Source organism: Saccharococcus sp. Marseille-Q5394 (assembly GCF_946901335.1).
GTDB lineage: Bacteria > Bacillota > Bacilli > Bacillales_A > Planococcaceae > Sporosarcina > Sporosarcina luteola_C.
The window spans coordinates 1012235-1031498 of the sequence record NZ_CAMPPQ010000001.1 but is presented as its reverse complement, the minus strand read 5'-3'; the positions used below and the strand labels follow the sequence as shown (position 1 = coordinate 1031498).

The 19264-nt window shown below is 44.1% G+C and carries 19 protein-coding genes; 16 read left to right on the top strand and 3 right to left on the bottom strand.

Features of this window, described 5'->3' with window-relative positions; genetic code table 11:
* Positions 1–92: 92 nt before the first annotated feature.
* The 6 genes from rarD (at position 93) to OC538_RS05130 (ending at position 5107) form a co-directional block, all read left to right on the top strand.
* Positions 93–1010 carry an EamA family transporter RarD gene (rarD, locus tag OC538_RS05155; RefSeq protein ID WP_251694154.1) on the top strand — a complete coding sequence of 306 codons (918 nt, stop codon included), beginning with the start codon at positions 93–95 and terminating at the stop codon, positions 1008–1010.
* A gap of 63 nt (positions 1011–1073) precedes the next feature.
* A complete protein-coding gene (gene sppA, locus OC538_RS05150; RefSeq protein ID WP_251694155.1) occupies positions 1074–2078 on the top strand; it encodes a signal peptide peptidase SppA in 1005 nt (334 codons plus the stop codon).
* Between the two features lie 14 nt (positions 2079–2092).
* Complete coding sequence (locus OC538_RS05145; RefSeq protein WP_262173539.1) at positions 2093–2677, top strand: RDD family protein; 585 nt, start codon at positions 2093–2095, stop codon at positions 2675–2677.
* Positions 2678–2710: 33 nt separating this feature from the next.
* Complete coding sequence (gene tpx, locus OC538_RS05140) at positions 2711–3217, top strand: thiol peroxidase (protein ID WP_251694157.1); 507 nt, start codon at positions 2711–2713, stop codon at positions 3215–3217.
* A gap of 87 nt (positions 3218–3304) precedes the next feature.
* On the top strand, positions 3305–4225 hold the full coding sequence (locus OC538_RS05135) for a class I SAM-dependent methyltransferase (protein WP_251694158.1): 921 nt from the start codon (positions 3305–3307) through the stop codon (positions 4223–4225).
* A 237-nt stretch (positions 4226–4462) separates the two neighbouring features.
* Positions 4463–5107 (top strand): HD domain-containing protein, encoded by a 645-nt coding sequence (locus tag OC538_RS05130; protein WP_251694159.1) that lies wholly within the window; start codon positions 4463–4465, stop codon positions 5105–5107.
* Positions 5108–5192: 85 nt separating this feature from the next.
* On the opposite strand, the gene OC538_RS05125 is transcribed toward OC538_RS05130, so the two are convergent.
* Positions 5193–5639: a universal stress protein gene (locus tag OC538_RS05125; RefSeq protein WP_251694160.1), complete on the bottom strand. Its 447-nt coding sequence runs from the start codon at positions 5637–5639 to the stop codon at positions 5193–5195.
* Between the two features lie 338 nt (positions 5640–5977).
* Between OC538_RS05125 and ald the strand changes: the two genes are divergently transcribed.
* Entirely contained in the window at positions 5978–7093 is a 1116-nt protein-coding gene (gene ald, locus OC538_RS05120) for an alanine dehydrogenase (protein WP_251694161.1), read from the top strand.
* Positions 7094–7137: 44 nt separating this feature from the next.
* Here ald and OC538_RS05115 read toward each other — a convergent pair whose 3' ends face one another.
* Entirely contained in the window at positions 7138–8235 is a 1098-nt protein-coding gene (locus tag OC538_RS05115; protein WP_262173534.1) for a M24 family metallopeptidase, read from the bottom strand.
* A gap of 112 nt (positions 8236–8347) precedes the next feature.
* On the opposite strand from OC538_RS05115, the gene OC538_RS05110 reads away from it, so the two are divergent.
* Positions 8348–9028, top strand: a complete 681-nt coding sequence (locus OC538_RS05110; RefSeq protein WP_251694163.1) for a metal-dependent hydrolase — start codon at positions 8348–8350, stop codon at positions 9026–9028.
* A 150-nt stretch (positions 9029–9178) separates the two neighbouring features.
* On the top strand, positions 9179–10486 hold the full coding sequence (locus tag OC538_RS05105) for a DRTGG domain-containing protein (protein ID WP_251694164.1): 1308 nt from the start codon (positions 9179–9181) through the stop codon (positions 10484–10486).
* Positions 10487–10520: 34 nt separating this feature from the next.
* On the opposite strand, the gene OC538_RS05100 is transcribed toward OC538_RS05105, so the two are convergent.
* Positions 10521–10841 carry a YtpI family protein gene (locus OC538_RS05100; protein WP_251694165.1) on the bottom strand — a complete coding sequence of 107 codons (321 nt, stop codon included), beginning with the start codon at positions 10839–10841 and terminating at the stop codon, positions 10521–10523.
* A 91-nt stretch (positions 10842–10932) separates the two neighbouring features.
* On the opposite strand from OC538_RS05100, the gene OC538_RS05095 reads away from it, so the two are divergent.
* From OC538_RS05095 to pfkA, 7 genes are all read left to right on the top strand, one after another.
* The gene (locus OC538_RS05095; protein ID WP_251694166.1) at positions 10933–11874 is read left to right on the top strand and encodes a DHH family phosphoesterase; all 942 of its coding nucleotides are present in this window, start codon (positions 10933–10935) and stop codon (positions 11872–11874) included.
* A gap of 19 nt (positions 11875–11893) precedes the next feature.
* Positions 11894–14959: a DNA polymerase III subunit alpha gene (locus tag OC538_RS05090; protein ID WP_251694167.1), complete on the top strand. Its 3066-nt coding sequence runs from the start codon at positions 11894–11896 to the stop codon at positions 14957–14959.
* Positions 14960–14976: 17 nt separating this feature from the next.
* Complete coding sequence (locus OC538_RS05085; protein ID WP_251694168.1) at positions 14977–15378, top strand: hypothetical protein; 402 nt, start codon at positions 14977–14979, stop codon at positions 15376–15378.
* 374 nt (positions 15379–15752) lie between these two features.
* On the top strand, positions 15753–16403 hold the full coding sequence (locus OC538_RS05080) for a FadR/GntR family transcriptional regulator (RefSeq protein WP_251694169.1): 651 nt from the start codon (positions 15753–15755) through the stop codon (positions 16401–16403).
* Positions 16400–17260 (top strand): acetyl-CoA carboxylase, carboxyltransferase subunit beta, encoded by an 861-nt coding sequence (accD, locus tag OC538_RS05075; RefSeq protein ID WP_251694170.1) that lies wholly within the window; start codon positions 16400–16402, stop codon positions 17258–17260. The genes OC538_RS05080 and accD overlap by 4 nt, the downstream gene beginning before the upstream one ends.
* Positions 17257–18210, top strand: a complete 954-nt coding sequence (locus tag OC538_RS05070) for an acetyl-CoA carboxylase carboxyltransferase subunit alpha (RefSeq protein ID WP_251694171.1) — start codon at positions 17257–17259, stop codon at positions 18208–18210. Before accD ends, OC538_RS05070 begins: the two co-directional genes overlap by 4 nt.
* A gap of 86 nt (positions 18211–18296) precedes the next feature.
* Positions 18297–19259: a 6-phosphofructokinase gene (gene pfkA / locus OC538_RS05065; RefSeq protein WP_251694172.1), complete on the top strand. Its 963-nt coding sequence runs from the start codon at positions 18297–18299 to the stop codon at positions 19257–19259.
* Positions 19260–19264: the final 5 nt, after the last annotated feature.

Genomic DNA, 19264 nt, shown 5'->3' with positions numbered 1-19264 from the left:
AAAGCCGAATGGCATGGACGGTTTTTCCTTGGTGGGTTTACGAACGGTTTTGGAAGGACTATAATTGTCCTATTCGAAAGGAGGGTGCCTGAATGCAGTCTGAAAAAAGTGGTGTCCTATGGGTTGTCGGAGCCTTTCTCTTTTGGGGATTCATGCCGATTTATTGGAAGCATCTTGAACATGTACCAAGTGATGAAATTCTAACGGGGCGGATCGTGTGGGCTTTCGTTTCCACAGTCCTTGTTGTTTTGCTCATGAAAAATGGCAGAGAGCTAATTAGTGACATTCAGGAGCTATGGAAAAGTCAGTCACAATTTTGGGGTCTTTTCATCGCAACCGTGTTAATTTCTGCAAATTGGTTCACCTACATATGGGCGGTAAATCATAATTACATCGTACAAACGAGCCTTGGCTATTATATCAATCCTCTCGTATCCGTTTTGCTCGGTATTTTCTTTCTGAAGGAGAGACTTTCTTCCTCACAGAAAGTCGCTTTCCTACTTGCCTTTACAGGTGTTATCATCCTGACGGTATCATACGGAAAATTTCCGTGGATCGCTTTATGTCTTGCATTTACGTTCGCGATTTACGGATTCATTAAGAAAAATATCAAATTGGATGCGCTTCGGGGACTGGCAATTGAGACATTATTCATTACACCGTTTGCCATCGGTTATTACACCTTCCTATTCGTGAAAGGACAAGCCGTCTTTTTACATGCTGATGTTAAAACTGATATTCTTCTCATCCTTACAGGCATCGGGACTGCACTTCCGCTCGTCATGTACGCAAAAGGAGTTCGGATGATTCCATTATATGTCGCCGGTTTTATTCAATACATTGCACCGACGCTCATGTTGTTCCTGGGCGTTGTTGTCTACAAGGAATCATTCGGGGGAATTGAACTATTATCATTTTCATTGATATGGTCGGCGCTCATCCTCTTCACGGTTTCAAAGGTTTATGAATCGATTGCTACGAAAAGGAGCGCTCATCAATCTTCCAAGTAAAATGAAACATTTGTCGGGTCCAAGACGTATACAATGATTGTAGAAAGAAAGGGGAATTACATAATGGCAATGAAACGATGGATTGCAATCATCGTAGCTGCAGTGCTTATTTTCATTTCAATAGGCATTAACTCACTTTCGTATTTATTCACGAGGGATTTCAGCAGCTTCATGGAAGAAATGGCTGCAGGCAGTACGGGCTACAGCGAAGTGGTCATCGAACAAGGAAAAGGCAGGGATCGAATTGCCGTTCTTACTTTGGATGGCGTTATCCAGGATGTCGGCAGTTCCTTGTTCGCATCAGAAGGTTACAATCACCAAATGTTCATGTCACAGCTTCACGAAATTTTGAACGACCAAACGATTAAGGGTATCGTCCTATCGGTGAACACGCCAGGCGGTGGAGTGGTTGAATCATCGGATATTTATGATGCCATCAAGGCGATCCAGATTGAAAGGGAAATTCCCGTTTACGTAGCAATGGGCGGACTTGCCGCATCCGGAGGTTATTATGTATCTGCGCCTGCCGAAAAAATCTTCGTGCACCCTGAAACAATTACGGGATCGATTGGGGTCATCATGGAAAGCGTTAATTATGCAAAGCTTGCGGAGAAATATGGGATTGACTTCAATACAATCAAAACAGGCCCTTACAAAGACATCATGAGCGGATCTCGCGAGATGACAGAGGAAGAGCACAATATGCTTCAAGAAATGATCAATGACTCTTACGAAAGATTTGTGGCAATTGTTGCGGAAGGCCGTAATATGTCGACAGAACAAGTTAAGAAAGTGGCGGATGGCCGTATCATGAATGGCAGACAGGCGATTGACTCCGGTCTTGCAGACGATTTCGGAAAGATGGGCGATGCCATCGATGCACTGAAGACGGATTACGAATTGGAAAACGCTACAGTATTTGAATACGCGCCGATGGATAGCTTTGGCTCACTTTTCGGAGTGAAGGTCGGCAATCTTTTCGGTCGCAATATTGAGTCTGAACTGATTGGGAAATTACTTTCAGATTACGATGCACCGCGGATGATGTACTTATATGGTGAAAAATAAGGAGGGGATAGGGCATGACGGATCATATTGAAAATAACGAGCTGATAAGTGATATACCTGAGCCGGTTCGCCTCCCTGCATATGAGATTGTCCAGACGGAGCGATTCATACCGAAATTTGCCGGTTTTTGGACACGTTTCTGGGCATATGTCATTGACTTGCTTGTCGTATCATCAATCAGCGGAATCTTCATCAAACCTATATTCAGGGTTTTGGATTTTAAAATTTCAAATCCATCTTTTCTTTTATTCAGCCCGTACAAAGTTGCACTCCTTATCCTTTTCCTTGCCTATTTCGCACTTATGACGAAAATTACAGGTCAGACGGTAGGAAAGATGATTTTGGGGATAAAAGTTGTCACAAAAGACGGCGGAAAACTGACGTGGGGAACAGTCCTCTTCAGGGAAGTGGTTGGCCGTTTCATATCAAAGCTTCTGACCATCCCTTATCTGTTTGTTGTCTTCATGCCTAAAAAGGAAGCATTGCACGACCTTTTTGCTGACACATACGTCATCCATGAACAAGCATTTGAAAGGGAAGTAATTGAAACGAGGCAGGAGCGCAAGGGCGAAGAGTTGCATGCTGGAACAATTGTTTAGTAGAATGAAGTGAAATGAATAGGAGGCGTCTTCATGGTAAATGTCACTTTCAAACAAAATCCGGTCACATTGCTCGGTAAAGAAGTAACAGTAGGCGACAAAGCTCCAGATTTCACAGTACTATCCAACGATTTACAACCGGTTACGCTGAATGATTCAAAAGGGAAAATCCGATTGATAAGCGTTGTTCCATCCATCGATACTGGTGTATGTTCTGAACAGACACGAAAATTCAGCCAAGAAGCGACTTCACTCGGAGACGATGTGGAAGTGCTAACGATATCCGTCGATCTTCCTTTTGCGCAAGCGAGATGGGGTGCTGCGGAAGGTGTCAGCAATGTCCAGACGTTGTCGGATCACCGCGACCTGTCATTCGGGGAAGCGTACGGTGTCGTCATGAAAGAGCTGCGGCTATTAGCTCGCTCCATCTTCGTAGTCGACAAGAACGATACAGTCAATTATGTCGAGTATGTAATGGAAGGCACAGACCATCCAGATTACGAAAAGGCGATTGCAGCCGTTAACGAATTGACAAAATAATAACGTGGCCCACTCGGCAACGGGTGGGCCACATTACTGTTATAAATGGTTTTTAGCAAGGTATATTTTGGATTAGAGGGATACGATATGGTGACAAATACTGAACAGATCTTTACATTTTTAAATGAACACGCAGAATCTAACAAAGAAGACCTTTATTTGGAAGCAGTCATTGAAGCATGTCAGGAATGGCTGTCAGGGGAAAGAATGCCCCGACTGTCTCCTTCCGTGACAAAAGAGGAAATCCGAAGAGGAATTCAGCTCGCTGTCCTGAAAGGCATGAAAGAGCAAGCTCAACCGAATCATCAGATGACACCAGATGCGATTGGCATGCTCATCGGGCATTTTGCAAACGAATTGATGCAGCACAAGGAGCAAGTTACCTTACTTGATCCAGCAGCAGGAACGGGCAATTTGCTGTTCACAGTCATGAATGCAATCGGAGATAAAGCAACGGCGACATCGGTGGAAATTGATGAACTACTCGTCAGATTATCTGCCATCACTGCTGAACTTCTCGAACAGCCTGTCCGCTTTTTCGTCCAAGATGCATTGCGTCCTTTACTCGTAGATCCTGTTGACTTGGTCGTATGTGATCTTCCGGTCGGTTATTATCCTGATGACGACAATGCCATCAGCTTTGAAATGATGCCTGCGGAAGGACATGCATTTGCACATCATCTATTCATAGAACAATCGATGAATCACCTAAAGGAAGGTGGATACGCACTATTCCTAACGCCGGCATCCCTTTTTGAATCTGATCAGTCTGCAGAGCTGCATCGTTATTTGAAGAAGAATGCTGTCATCAGGGCGGTCCTTCAATTACCAGCTTCCTTATTCAGAAGCGTCGCACACGAAAAGAGCGTTTTCATCCTGCAGAAGCCGTACGCTGAAATGAAAGCCAAGCCGGATGTACTTCTGTCAAAAGTGCCGAATATGTCTGATAAACTGGCGATGTCCCGGTTCCTTGAACAGATTAAAGACTGGGTAAGTGAAGAATTATAAGTTATGCTGATATCCGATTATTGTTTTTAATTTATTGTATCTGAATTAACCCTTCTTATCCTTTCATGGATTTGAAGGGTTTTTTGCACGGCGGGAGAATTGAATTGGCTGTGTGATATTATCCCTTTCCTGCATACTTTAGTGAGAATAAGGGAAAGCATTTACAAGATGTAATTATGATTGTACTGTGTGAAAATTTTCAAGTCCTTAAATAATACAGAAGTGGTGATGAAAAAGATGGGTGTACATCAATACTTTAAAAGCTTATCTGATTTAGAACAAATTATTCGTTGTCCAGGAAAGTTCAAATATCAGCACCATTCCGTCGCCAGTCATTCATTTAAGGTGGCGAAAATTGCTCAATTTCTTGGCACAGTTGAAGAGGATTGCGGCCAAAAAGTTGACTGGAGAATTCTATATGAAAAGGCATTGAACCACGATTACGCGGAACTGTTTACCGGGGATATAAAGACGCCTGTAAAATATGCTTCGCAAGAGTTGAAGCAGCTATTCAGTGAAGTGGAGGAAGAAATGACGAGGAAGTTCGTAGAAAAGGAACTTCCACAAGAGTTTCAAGCCATTTATTTGGAAAGATTTAAAGAAGGTAAAGATGAGACATTGGAAGGGCGCATTCTATCAGTAGCTGATAAAATCGATCTGCTCTATGAAGCATTTGGTGAAATTCAAAAGGCTAATCCGGAGCCATTGTTTTTAGAGATATACGAAGAAGCACTACGAACAATATTGCTGTTTCAAGACATGAATTGTGTAAAATACTTCCTGGAACATATTCTAACTGATATGCTTTCTGAACGATTCACTGAACATGACGAGTTGACAGGCATTGCAATGCAAATAATAGAAGAGCAGGGAGGTTATTAAACATTAAACATACATCAATGAACTGCTTAAAGGTTTTTAAAATTCGAACCTGCCCATTATGCCGGGCAGGTTCGTATTCTTTCCGTCAAACTTCAGGTGTACGAACAACGAGAACGTCGCATGCTGCTGAACGGACTATATTTTCGGATACACTGCCGATGAGGAAACGCTCTACTGTGTTCAAGCCGGTTGCACCACAAATGATGAGATCCACATTAAGCTTTTTCGATAGCTCGCGGGAAATCATCGTTTTCGGTGAACCGTATTCTACGACGATGTTTACCTTCTTCAACCCGGCCGCCTCTGCTTCTTGCTTGTACTCCGTCAGCAGCTCTTCGGCGAATTTATGTGCCCGTTCCGCGATGGATCGATCGTATGCTTCAACAGCCGCATAGGAACGAGTATCAATGATGTTCACCAAGTTCAATGTTGCATCATTGCGCGCTGCAATGCCCATCGCCTTTTTGAATGCCCAACTGGATTCCTTCGATCCATCCACAGCCACGATAATTTGCTCGTATTTTAATACCATACCAATCACTCCATCCTACAGATTTATATTTACATTTACTAACTTCGATATTGATTTAACTAAACCCTTTTCTGTTTGTTGGAAACTCAAATCGGTATCGTTGGAATATGTCTAAGAAATGTCGGGTGTATTAATACTATTCCCTTTACAACCTTCAAAAAACATAGGATGGTAATTCGGAACCTTCAGAACAGAAATAGAACGATAGTAGGTTGAAGAATTTGTTTATTATATTTATAGCGCAAATTCTTTTAACTTCTGATAGAATTGTAGTAATTGGTCTTGTCGAATTGTCGATTTGTGGCCAACTAACTTTCTTGTATATAGGAGGATCAGAAATGCGTATTGGGATTCCAAAAGAAGTGAAGAATAATGAAAATCGGGTGGCAATGACACCTGCAGGCGCATACAACTTGAAGTCAGCAGGCCATGAAGTACTGATTGAAACTGGTGCAGGACTAGGTTCCAGCTTTACTGATGAGGATTATATCGAGGCTGGGGCGACGATCGTAGCTACAGCGAAAGAAGCCTGGGATGTAGATATGGTCATGAAAGTGAAAGAACCGCTTGCTTCCGAGTACGGCTATTTCCGTGAAGGGCTGATCCTGTTCACTTATCTGCATCTTGCCCCTGAATTGGAATTGACAAAAGCAATGCTAGATAGCAAAGTTGTCGGCATCGCCTATGAAACTGTGCAAGTGAATAATTCTTTACCGTTGCTTGCACCGATGAGTGAAGTTGCTGGACGTATGGCAACTCAAATCGGCGCGCAATATCTTGAAAAGATTAACGGAGGAAAAGGAATTCTTCTTTCAGGAGTCCCAGGCGTATCCCGCGGAAAAGTCACTGTAATCGGTGGTGGACAGGCGGGAACGAACGCGGCGAAAATCGCTGTCGGCATGGGTGCGAACGTTACTGTGCTCGACTTGTCTGTAGACCGTCTTCGCCAATTGGATGAAATGTTCGGTGATAGCATTCAGACACTTGTTTCCAACCCGTTCAATATCGCAGAATCGGTTAAGGATTCCGATCTCGTTATCGGCTGTGTATTGATTCCAGGTGCTAAAGCGCCGAAATTGGTTTCGGAAGAGATGGTCAAATCGATGAAGCCAGGCTCGGTTCTTGTCGATATCGCAATCGACCAAGGCGGAATCTTCGAAACATCCGACCGCGTGACGACCCATGATAATCCTACTTATGAGAAACATGGTATCGTCCACTATGCAGTTGCGAACATGCCAGGAGCTGTGCCACGTACATCGACAATGGCATTGACGAACGTTACAGTTCCATATGCATTGCAAATTGCGAATAAAGGCTATAAACAAGCTTGTTTGGATAATGCTGCATTGCAAAAAGGAATCAACACATTGGAAGGTCATGTAACATATAAAGCTGTTGCAGACGCGCAGGGCATAGAGTATGTTCCGGCTGAAACGCTATTAAGTAAATAATAAAACATGCTGTCCGATTTATTTCGGACAGCATGTTTTCAATTTTAAGGCTGGATAATCTGCAGTTCTTTCGGGAATTTCGTTAGTACTTCTACACCGTCAGAAGTGACGACTAGATCATCTTCGATTCGCACTCCCGTAATTTCAGGATGATAAATCCCCGGTTCGACAGTGAATACCATTCCTTCAATGAGTTCCATTTCATTTGTTCCTGTAATTGAAGGGAATTCATGTACGGAAATGCCAAGCCCGTGTCCAAGTCGGTGCGTGAAATACTCACCGTAGCCTGCTACCTTAATGACATCCCTTGCGGCTTTATCCAAGTCCATTGCTTTCACGCCAGGACGAACCATGTCGATTGCTGTCTGTTCTGCCTTTTTGACAGTTTCATAAATTTCACGCTGTTTTTCGGAAGGTTCGCCAAATGCGACTGTCCTTGTAATATCTGAACAATATCCCTCGTATACGACACCAAGGTCGAACAGGATGAAATCACCTTTTTGGATTTTCCGGTCTCCCGGCGTTCCGTGCGGGGAAGCGGTTTTAGGACCGGATAATACCATCGTGTCGAAGGACATCTTTTCTGCGCCCATTTTTTTCATTTCAAATTCAATTGCCATGAGAATTTCAAGCTCGGTTTTCCCTTCGGCGATCTCTTTGCAGCCGATTTCGATTGCTTGATCTGCCAATGCTGCTGCCTTGCGCAACTTTACAAGCTCATCCTCGCTTTTGATATTTCTCATTTTATTCAGTTGTTCGTCGAGACGTTGGAATGATGCTCCTTCGAAAAGTTGTTCCATCCGTTCTAGGCGTTCGACGGTTAAATGGGATTTTTCGATTGCAATTGTCTGAAGAGGAACTCCTCTATTCACGGCTGCGGTGGCGAGAACTTCCCAAGCATCCTCCGTATCCTGATGCCCAACTGCTTCAAATGTCCAACCGGAAGCCTTCAAATCAGGCACTTCCATTAGAGGACAGATGACGAATGGTTCTGATTCCTTGAAAATCATGACACCTAATAGCCTTTCATGTGGTTCACTGCGGAATCCGGAAACATAAAAAACATTGTCTGGAGTTGTAATGAAAGCTGCATCCACATTGTTTTCTTGCAGGTAACTTTTTATTTCAGTAATTTTATTCAACCTTATCCCTCCGATATTAACTTACTCACCATACATATCATATCAAAAAAGAGGGTTTTCCGGTAAGATAAAGAAGTATAGTATGTATGAACAGATTTGGAGGGATTTGCAAATGAAAATTTCTTATCACGGACATTCTGTCGTGAAAATTGAGACAGAAGGAAAGACATTATTGATTGATCCGTTCATCACTGGCAATGAACTGACGGACTTGGATGCTTCAGTACAGAATCCCGATGTGATCCTGCTGACGCACGGACATAACGATCATGTCGGAGATACGTTTGACATAGCAAAACGATGCAATCCACTTATCGTTGCGCCGAATGAACTAGCCGTCTACTTAGGTTGGCAAAACTTAAATACGCACGGAATGAACATCGGAGGCTCCTATACATTCGATTTCGGGACAGTGAAATATACACAAGCGTTCCATAGTTCTTCCTACACGACACCTCAGAACGAAATCATCTATACAGGCATGCCAGCAGGGATTTTGTTCACTGCCGAAGGAAAAACAATATACCACGCAGGCGATACATCCCTTTTCGGCGATATGGCTATCATCGGAAGACAGCATTCCATCGACATCGCTTTTTTGCCAATCGGCGATAATTTTACGATGGGGCCTGAAGATGCCGCCGCTGCTGTTGAATTGCTGAATCCGAAGGTTGTCGTTCCTATCCATTACGATACATTCCCGCCGATTAGGCAAAACCCGCAAACGTTCAAGGATCTTGTCGCTAACCACGAAGTCAAGATTATGAAAGCGGGAGATTCACTGGAATTATAAATACCGTCACCGATCCGGAAAGCACATCACCGGATCGGTTTTTCTATAAGCCCGTATTCGATCATTTATCGACCTGAGTCTTCCTGCAAATACTATTCTTTCCGATGTATGATAAAATGGGAGCAGGTAAAAAGAGAAAAAGGTGAAAAAATGTCGACAAAACATGAGCTGATATTACGCTATATCGAAGGATTGGCAGTCGGCGAGAAAATATCAGTCCGCCAAGTTGCCAAGGCCTTATCCGTCAGTGAAGGAACGGCATATAGGGCAATAAAAGAAGCTGAAAACCAGAAGCTTGTGAATACGATTGAACGGGTTGGCACGATTCGTATTGAAAAAAAGAAAAAAGAGAATATCGAAAGGCTGACATTTGCCGAAGTCGTTAATATTGTAGATGGTGTCGTACTCGGAGGAAGAGACGGGCTTCATAAGACTTTGACCAAATTCGTCATCGGGGCGATGCAGCTCGATGATATGAGGCGGTATATAGATGCAGGCAGCTTATTGATCGTCGGGAACAGGCTCAAGGCACATGAACTTGCGTTAAGTGCAGGTGCGGCAGTCCTTGTCACTGGAGGTTTCGATGTTGCCGATGAAGCTAAGAAACTGGCGAATGAATTAAATTTACCAATCATTTCATCCAGTTATGACACATTCACAGTTGCAACGATGTTGAACCGTGCAATTTATGACCAATTGATAGAAAAGGAAATACTTCTTGTGGAGGACATACTAACTCCTCTCGCTGAGACAATCACGTTTTCGCCGAAGGATAATGTAGCTCATTTCAATGGAGTGAACCAGAAAACGGCACATTCGGGATATCCGGTCATTGATCGGAATGGAAAATTGATTGGAATAGTAACTTCCCGTGATGCTGTCGGAAAGCTTGGGACCGATCTGATTGAGAAAGTGATGACACAAAACCCGATCACTGTGAATGGGAAAACGAGCGTAGCTTCCGCGGGGCATAGCATGATATGGGAGGGCATTGATTTGATGCCTGTCGTCAGCGATAGCGGAATTCTCGAAGGAATCATTAGCCGCCAAGATGTCCTGAAAGCGTTTCAGATGACCCAAAGGCAACCGCAACAAGGAGAAAAAATCGATGATATCGTAAAGGGTCAAATGAAAGCTGTGCCTGATCAGCCGCTAAATATCGAATTCACTGTCGTTCCACAAATGACGAACCAATTGGGGTCTCTATCATACGGAGCCCTGACGACATTATTGACGGACGTCGGAAATCGAGCAATCAAAATGCGGAAAAGGGGAGAAAGCGTTCCCGAAAACATGACCATCTACTTCATTAAGCATGTTCAGCTCGGAAATACTGTAATTGTTGAACCAAGAATCCTTCATATGAGCAGGAGATTCGTCAAAGTGGATTTCGATCTTTTCTCGGATTCGGAACTAATCGCCAAAGCGATGGTTATGTATCAGCTTTTCGATAGATAATTGCTGGAATAAAAAAACTGATGCGGCGGTAGCATCAGTTTTCATTCAGCTTAGTCTCTTCATCAATAAATTGTTTATAGTGCTTTGCAGCTTTCGTATTAAAGAAAATGATATAAGCGCCTAGTACAATGAAAAGACTGGAAACGACATACGTTGCAATCCCTTCGAACAGAAGAAGCTGGTTAATTCCGAAGAAGAAAAGTAATCCGCCCAGAAAAGTACCAGCTTTGCTTGCAAAGTACTGTTTCCGGATTGGGAACACTTGACGTGTTCTGAATTGACGGGTTTTAAAATAAAAATAATAGACGCCTGATGCAATAATAAGAAAGACAAGTACAAAATTGAGTGTTTTCATAAAAGAGCCTCCATCAAATAACTTCTTTCATTGTAGCGGCTTTTTTCAGTAAATGCGAACAGAAATCATTGAATACCGGAGGAATCACAAATTGAAACGACAAATCATCGACACAATTGAACAATACGACACAATCATCATTCATCGCCATGTTCGGCCCGATCCGGATGCATACGGGTCGCAAGTCGGCTTGAAGGAATTGATAACAACCAATTATCCTGACAAGAAAGTGTATGCATCCGGGACGCATGATGATATGCTCACTTATTTAGCAAATCAGGATGAAGTAGGGCCTGATGATTATAAAAACGCACTTGTCATCGTTACCGATACGGGCAATACTGAGCGGATTGATGCAGAGTTTTATGAGAAAGCCGATTTTTTACTAAAGATCGATCACCATCCGAATGTCGACCCATACGGAGATATGAGATGGGTGGATACTGATGCAAGCTCCACTTCCGAAATGATTTATCTGCTATTTGAAGAAGGGGAAAAGCATTATGGATGGAAGATGTCTGATGCTTGTGCCCGTTTGCTATTCGCTGGAATTGTAGGAGATACAGGCAGATTCCTTTTCCCAAGTGCGACTGTAAGGACATTCGAAATTGCAAGCGGTTTAATCAAATATGATTTTGATCGGACGAAACTCTTCGCGGAAATGTATGAAGAAGACCGTAGATTGCTCCACTTGAAAGGTTATATGTATCAACAATTCACGATTGATGAAAACGGAGCGGCTTTCATTAAAATCGACAAATCGATTCTGGAAAAGTTCGGCGTAACCGCGAGTGAGACATCCCAACTTGTAGGAGCGCTCGGGGATGTGAAGGGAATTTGCGCATGGGTCATTTTTGTCGAAGAAGAGGATCAGATTCGTGTACGATTCCGTTCAAAAGGGCCGATTATCAATAAACTCGCTGCTGAATATGACGGCGGGGGACATCCGCTCGCTTCGGGGGCGTCCATTTATTCGTGGGATAAAGCGGATGAGGTCATTGCGAAATTGAAAGAATTATGTGCAATGAAGTAACGGTTCGGAGGGATTTTCATTGGTACTAGTCTATCCACAAATTGTGACCGGCGCCGATCTGCTGCGCGGCATTATAAAGCTTGATCATTTGGCCCCACTTCTGCAAAGGAGAGGGGCTCGCTCTGTTGGGATTGTCAATTCGAAAATGTATGGCGTCCGTTCATTCTGCAAAGTGATGGAGAAATACGACATCCATCCTGTCATCGGATTATCGATCCTGTTGGAGTTGGATGACGGTTCCGATATTCTGCTATATGCCTACGCGAAAGATGACAGAGGCTACAGCAATCTTCTTAAAATAAGCAGTGCGATCTCTACAAGGGAGCCAGAAACACTTCCTTTAAAATGGCTGCAAGCGTATAGCGAGGGATGCGTCTTCATTTGTCCAATGACCGATCATTCATGGGAGGGTAAACGGGGAATCGATACGATCCAGACGATACGAAAAGCATGTCAGACAGTCTATATCGGCATTTCCCGGCCAAGTGGAGTGAAGCACCATGCTGAAGATGAAATTCTGCGCACTGCGGAAGAGGTGGACACCTCCATTACCGCAATTCATGAATCAAGATATATTGCCGAAGAGGATGCCTTCGCTTTTGAAGTGGCTACGGCAATACGGTCCGGCTATAAGCTGAATGATCCGGCCCGGCCAAAAATGCAAGTCTATGATGCTTACGTGCCGGAAGAGCAAGAGTTACTGCAATGGTTTTCCGATCGACCGGAATGGATTGACAATATGGCTGAAATCATGTTGTCCTGCAATGCAAAATTGCCTCCAAGCCGCACGTTGATGCCTGCTTTTCCGGTTCCCGAAGGACACACGTCGGCTTCCCTGTTGAAGAAAAATTGCGAGGAAGGTTTGGTCCGCCGGCTAGGAAGCGTCAATCCTACTTATTATGAAAGACTTGGCAAAGAACTTGCCGTCATCGAAAACATGGGCTTCTCCGATTACTTTTTAATAGTCGAGGATTTCATGCGTTTTTCAAAGGAGAATGGGATATTGACAGGCCCGGGTCGGGGATCCTCGGCTGGTTCCCTCGTAGCCTACTCCCTCGGTATTACGGATGTCGATCCAATCAAATATGGACTCATTTTCGAACGTTTCCTCAATCCAGGCAGAGTTACAATGCCTGACATTGACATCGATTTTGCAGACAACCGCCGCTCTGAAGTGATTGAATATGTCGCAAAGAAGTATGGGAAGGCGCATGTTGCTCAAATCATTACCTTCGGAACGCTCTCTTCTAAATCTGTCGCAAGAAACGTAGCCCGGGTATTCGACTTCTCCAATGAAGAAATGTCTTTCTTATCCAAACAGATTCAGGAAGGGCATAGCAAAAGGCTGGAAGAGTCCGTCAGCAAGTCGAAAGCCCTTCAAGACTGGATTGCAATGGATCCTGTCCGTGCCAAGTGGTTTCAAGCAGCTAAAACGTTGGAAGGCTTGCCGAGAAATGCTTCCACCCATGCAGCGGGAGTCATCCTGTCTCCGATGCCATTAGTTGAAAATGTTCCACTCCAAAATGGCGGTGATGATATTTACTTGACTCAATGGGCAATGGGGGATGTGGAGGAAATCGGTTTATTGAAAATGGATTTCCTTGGATTGCGAAACTTAACGTTAATGGACCGTATCCAATCGATGATTCACTACGACACGGGCAAGAAGCTGCATTTCGAAGATATTCCTCTGAATGACGCAAAGACTTTTGAACTTTTCAAGAATGGCGACATGACGGGGATTTTCCAATTCGAGTCGGACGGCATGAGAGATGCGTTACGGCTGATCAAACCGGATGCGTTCAGCGACCTATACGCCATCAATGCATTATACCGGCCAGGCCCCATGGAGAATATCCCGCTTTACAGTCGGAGGAAAAACAAAAAGGAAAAAATTAATTATTTACACCCTACCCTAGAGCCGATTCTCCAGGAAACCGAGGGCATCATCGTATACCAGGAGCAGATCATGCAAATCGCTGTGCAGATTGCGGGGTTCACGATGGCGGAAGCGGATCTGTTAAGAAGGGCTGTCAGTAAAAAGAAACGTGAAGTGCTGCGACAGGAACGAGAACACTTTGTAAGAAGTGCAGTCCAGCATAACTTTCCCGAAGGCTCAGCAAGTGAAATCTATGATTTGATCGTTAAATTTGCGGATTACGGCTTCCCGAAAAGCCATGCAGTTGCTTACTCATTGATCTCCTACCAGTTGGCATACATCAAAGCGAATGCACCAGCTTATTTTTACGCCGCGCTGTTGTCGATGGCAACTGGAAACCAAGAGAAGACAATGGAATATATCCATGAGATCAGGGGAAATGGAATTGAAATCCTTCCTCCTTCGATTCAAAAGAGCAAATACTCTCATGTTGTCGAGAAAGGTTCAATTCGAATCGGCATAGGGGCGATCAAAGGTATGACCCCGTCTTTTTACAACGTCATAAAAGAAGCTCGTACGTCAGAAAAATGGAAGACCCTCTTCGACTTTTCAGCTGCAATCGGAGGAACCCATTTTACCGAAAAAACAATCATCCCTCTCATAAAAGCGGGAGCACTCGATGAATTCGGGGAAGACAGGTCCGTCCTGCTAGCATCGATTGAAGCTGCCCGCAATCATGCCCAATTCGTCAGTCCTGACGGAGACGACTTACTTCATGAAATCATTTATTCAGTAGCAAAGCCGAAATACTCTCCGGGCGGATCGATGCCGAGATTTGCCATGCTCGAATATGAACGGGAAGTGCTCGGTTTTTATTTATCCGAACACCCGGCATTGGAAATGAAAAAGACGCTGGAGGAACAAGTTGTGGATTTAGTAGTCGTTCCCGAGGCAAAAGAACGGACAATGCTAAAAGTCGCCGGAATGATTAGGGAAGTCAAGCGGATCCGTACAAAAAAAGGAGAAGCGATGGCTTTCTTGACTCTCCAGGACGAAACAGGAGAACTATCCTGCACAATCTTCCCAAGACAATACGCCGCAAGCAACATCCACATACAAGAGCTTGCAATGGTGCAAATCACAGGAACAATGGAAAAACGCAACGGCCAAACACAACTGATCGTTCAGCAGATTAACAGGGTTTGAAGGGAGAAAGTTAAGTTGTGAGGAAGTTATTGTTTTTGTTTTTTATACTAAGTGTATTTTTTATAGTTAGCGGGTGTAATGGTAACTCTGTCAAACAAATTAAAGCTGATTACTTTGATATTGGCTTTGGACAAAGCTTGTACGAGGGTTACAACAAAGTAGATAAAGAAACTGTTCAGTCGCTTGTGAAGGCTTACAATGAAATAGAATATAGTGGACAAACAAACCAACAAATTAATTATGAAAAAGCAGTAACGCTAACATTCATCTATAATGACCAAATTTCAAGTTCTTTGGTGATAGATGATAAGGGGATTTTTCATCTAAATGATGGTGCTGGAAATTATCAAATCGAGCCAAGTAATGAGATTTATAAACAGGCTAGAGAAATTTATAAAGATGTGAAGAAACAATATTGAGGTTTTCGTACTTAGAGAACAATATTGGGTAACTTGAGATTTTAGTAGCTGGATGTTTATCCTGAACAAATTTATTTTAATTGCAAACACCGTTGATCGGAGCAGATGGCGGCGACTCCTGCGGGAAAGCGAGACAGGTGAGACCCCGGAGGGAGCGAAGCGACTGAGGAGGCTCACCGCTCGCCCGCGGAAAGCGTCCGCCAGAAGCGGAGATCAACTTATCAAACTTTACCGGAGACATGTTGAACCATGTCTCTTTTTGTCTTTTCATCATTAATTCCCAGATATCTCTTTACGATGAGATCACTTTTCTGTATGCTAGTAAAAGAAGTGGTCAGACCACTCGGATTACGAATTCCAAGAGGGGCGGCCGTATGCAAAATACAAAACCATCATCTAAAATGTTCCTGGACATCGTTGACGAACTCAGGCTGATGATCAAGGCAGAAGGCATCAAGTCAGGTGACAAAATACCATCAGAACGTGTCTTGGCAGATCGCCTGCAAGTCGGAAGGTCGACAGTCCGCGAAGCACTAAGAAGCCTTGAGCTGCTTGGGCTAATCGAAACTCGGCGCGGTGAAGGGACATTCCTTGCAGATTTCAAAAAACACCAGCTTGTGGAAGTGCTTTCGACGTTTGTCATGCAACAGCCAAAAGCGGCAATGGATGTAACGGATACACGAATTATCCATGAAAAGGCGGCAATTCAAACAATCTGCGAGGATGTACACAAACGCAATTTGCCTGTTTGGGAAGGGCTGATCATGAAGCTCGACCAAGACGGCGAAGTTTTCCGGGAGGATATAATTCGGGAAATGATTGTCGCGACTGACAACCGATTATCATTGAAAATTTGGTTTATACTGAAACGATATAGCAAAGTTCCATACGAGCAAATGACGGTAGGCATTGAAAACGACATTGTGAGATCGTTGCTCAAGCACTTGATTGAAGGAAACGTAATAAACGCACTAACTGACTATAACAAGTGGATTGAACATATCGAGGGGGAAAACGAAGAATGATCCGTGAATTATTTACAAAAAAGAAGCAGGCGATAACGATACCTTCGGCTGATGCAAAAAACGACGTGCCGGAAGGTATCATGACGAAATGTCCGGAATGTAAGCAGATTATCTTGACGAAAGATCTGATAAAAACAGCAAAAGTTTGTCCGAAATGCGATCATCACTTTAAGATGACGGCATGGGAGCGTGTCGAATGCCTTTTTGATGAAAATACTTTTGAATCGATGGACGACCATTTAAAGTCGGAAAATCCATTGAATTTCCCTTCCTATACCGAGAAGATTGCATCAGATTCGGAAAAGACAGGATTAAACGAAGCGGTACTTACTGGGATTGGGAAAATTGGAGGAAATGAAGTTGCAGTTGCGATAATGGACTCTCATTTCCGAATGGGCTCAATGGGATCGGTTGTCGGCGAAAAGATCACACGGGCTATTGAAGCCGCTACTGATAAAAGTATTCCCGTCATCATCTTCTCCGCGAGCGGTGGAGCACGTATGCAGGAAGGTGTATTGTCCTTAATGCAGATGGCGAAAACGAGTGTTGCATTGCAACGCCATGCTGACAAAGGATTGCTGTACATCTCGGTCATGACCTATCCGACAACTGGAGGAGTATCCGCAAGCTTCGCGTCCGTTGGCGATATTAACTTAGCTGAACCTAAGGCGCTTATCGGATTTGCGGGGAGACGGGTGATCGAGCAGACTGTAAGGGAAAAGCTGCCGGACAATTTCCAGACGGCCGAATTCCTTTTGGATCATGGACAACTCGATGCAGTCATCGATCGTCGTGACTTGACGGAGACCCTTTCTAAATTGGTCGGACTGCACGTAAGGGAGGCAAACAAAATATGAGCAAGACATTGGCATTTGAGGAACCGATTGTGAAACTTCGGGAAAAGATCGATGAACTTGAAGAATTCACTTCAACCAATGAAGTTGATCTTTCCGATGAAATCGGGAAATTAAAAACGAGATTAAGCAATTTAGAGACTGAAATCTATAGCAATATGGAGCCTTGGGACCGCGTTCAAGTGGCAAGGCACCCGGAACGACCGACGACTAAGGATTATATCGCTGAACTATTCGAGGATTTCATGGAACTGCACGGAGATCGCTCGTTTGGGGATGACGCGGCAATCATAGGCGGAATCGGATTTTTCGAATCGATGCCAGTTACAGTGATTGGTCATCAGCGAGGGAAAGACACAAAAGAAAATGTGAAACGTAATTTTGGGATGCCCCATCCGGAAGGGTATCGAAAAGCATTGCGGTTAATGAAGCAGGCTGAAAAGTTTGGCCGTCCGATCATCTGCTTTATCGATACGAAAGGTGCTTATCCCGGGAAAGCGGCTGAAGAACGTGGCCAAAGTGAAGCGATTGCCCGCAATCTCATTGAAATGGCAGGATTGAAAGTGCCGGTAGTTTCGATCGTCATCGGAGAAGGCGGCAGTGGGGGCGCGCTCGCGTTAGGTGTCGCCAATCATATTCATATGTTGGAACACTCGACGTACTCCGTTATATCACCCGAAGGAGCAGCGTCCATTCTTTGGAAGGATGCAAGCCTTTCAAAACAGGCGGCGGAAGCGATGAAGATTACTGCTCCGCACTTGAAGGAAATGGGAATCATTGATGAGATTATTCCAGAAGTGCTTGGTGGCGCACATCGTGATCCGAAAGCGCAGGCAGTAGAAATGAGAAAAGTGTTGAAGACTTCATTAGACTCGCTTTGTGATATGGATATAAATGCAATTATAGATGACCGTTATAATAAGTTTCGTAATATCGGTGTGTTTTCAGAATGATAAGGTGCGGGTTTCCCCCGCATCTTTTCGTGTTATAAGAAATCATTTACAATACATAGTGAACTAAACACGTAGGGGTGATCCATTTGAAAAAGATCGGTGTATTGACAAGTGGGGGAGATGCACCCGGCATGAATGCTGCTGTCCGTGCGGTTGTACGGAAAGCGATTCATGACGGATTTGAAATTGCTGGGGTTTTCAATGGTTATCAAGGACTCATCCAAGGAAAGATTGAATTGTTGCAGCTCGGTTCTGTCGGTGACATTATCCAACGTGGTGGTACAATACTAAGATCCGCCCGTTCTCCGGAGTTCATGACAGAGGAAGGGCGTAATGAAGCGGTTCGCCAATTGAAGGCACATCATATCGATGGCCTCGTCGTCATTGGTGGGGATGGATCATTCCGAGGTGCGTTCGAATTAGTGAAGATGGGAATTCCGTGTGTTTGTGTTCCTGCCACAATCGACAATGATATTAATGGCACGGAATTTACAATCGGTTTTGACTCTGCACTGAATACAGTCATAGATGCAATCGATAAGATCCGGGATACCGCAACATCGCATGAACGCACTTTCATCATTGAAGTGATGGGCCGGGATGCCGGTGATCTTGCACTTTGGTCAGGGCTCGCAGGTGGTGCAGAAACCATTCTTATACCTGAAGAAGGCTATGATATGGATGAAATCGTACGTCGATTGAAGAGCGGTACTGGTCGTGGGAAGAAACATAGTATCATCGTTGTCGCAGAAGGTGTCATGTCCGGTTCGGCTTTAGCAGACTTGTTGAAGGAGAATGCAGGAATTGAAACGCGGGTATCTGTCCTCGGACATATCCAACGCGGGGGTTCGCCGTCCGCTCGCGATCGGGTTATTGCAAGCCAATATGGCGCAAGGGCTGTCGAAGTGTTGAGTGAAGGACGTGGTGGTGTAGCTATTGGTATGCAAAACCATAAGGTGGTAGACTATGACTTAGAAGTGGTATTTGCACCAACAGACCATGCTTTGGATATGGAACTGTATAAGTTATCCAAAGAATTGTCGATTTGACCAAA

What these genes read in the sequence shown, in the direction of transcription:
- rarD (WP_251694154.1), top strand. Translation starts at nt 93, where the DNA reads ATGCAGTCTGAAAAAAGTGGTGTCCTATGGGTTGTCGGAGCCTTTCTC.
- sppA (WP_251694155.1), top strand. Translation starts at nt 1,074, where the DNA reads ATGGCAATGAAACGATGGATTGCAATCATCGTAGCTGCAGTGCTTATT.
- OC538_RS05145 (WP_262173539.1), top strand. Translation starts at nt 2,093, where the DNA reads ATGACGGATCATATTGAAAATAACGAGCTGATAAGTGATATACCTGAG.
- tpx (WP_251694157.1), top strand. Translation starts at nt 2,711, where the DNA reads ATGGTAAATGTCACTTTCAAACAAAATCCGGTCACATTGCTCGGTAAA.
- OC538_RS05135 (WP_251694158.1), top strand. Translation starts at nt 3,305, where the DNA reads ATGGTGACAAATACTGAACAGATCTTTACATTTTTAAATGAACACGCA.
- OC538_RS05130 (WP_251694159.1), top strand. Translation starts at nt 4,463, where the DNA reads ATGGGTGTACATCAATACTTTAAAAGCTTATCTGATTTAGAACAAATT.
- OC538_RS05125 (WP_251694160.1), bottom strand. Translation starts at nt 5,639, where the DNA reads ATGGTATTAAAATACGAGCAAATTATCGTGGCTGTGGATGGATCGAAG.
- ald (WP_251694161.1), top strand. Translation starts at nt 5,978, where the DNA reads ATGCGTATTGGGATTCCAAAAGAAGTGAAGAATAATGAAAATCGGGTG.
- OC538_RS05110 (WP_251694163.1), top strand. Translation starts at nt 8,348, where the DNA reads ATGAAAATTTCTTATCACGGACATTCTGTCGTGAAAATTGAGACAGAA.
- OC538_RS05105 (WP_251694164.1), top strand. Translation starts at nt 9,179, where the DNA reads ATGTCGACAAAACATGAGCTGATATTACGCTATATCGAAGGATTGGCA.
- OC538_RS05100 (WP_251694165.1), bottom strand. Translation starts at nt 10,841, where the DNA reads ATGAAAACACTCAATTTTGTACTTGTCTTTCTTATTATTGCATCAGGC.
- OC538_RS05080 (WP_251694169.1), top strand. Translation starts at nt 15,753, where the DNA reads ATGCAAAATACAAAACCATCATCTAAAATGTTCCTGGACATCGTTGAC.
- accD (WP_251694170.1), top strand. Translation starts at nt 16,400, where the DNA reads ATGATCCGTGAATTATTTACAAAAAAGAAGCAGGCGATAACGATACCT.
- OC538_RS05070 (WP_251694171.1), top strand. Translation starts at nt 17,257, where the DNA reads ATGAGCAAGACATTGGCATTTGAGGAACCGATTGTGAAACTTCGGGAA.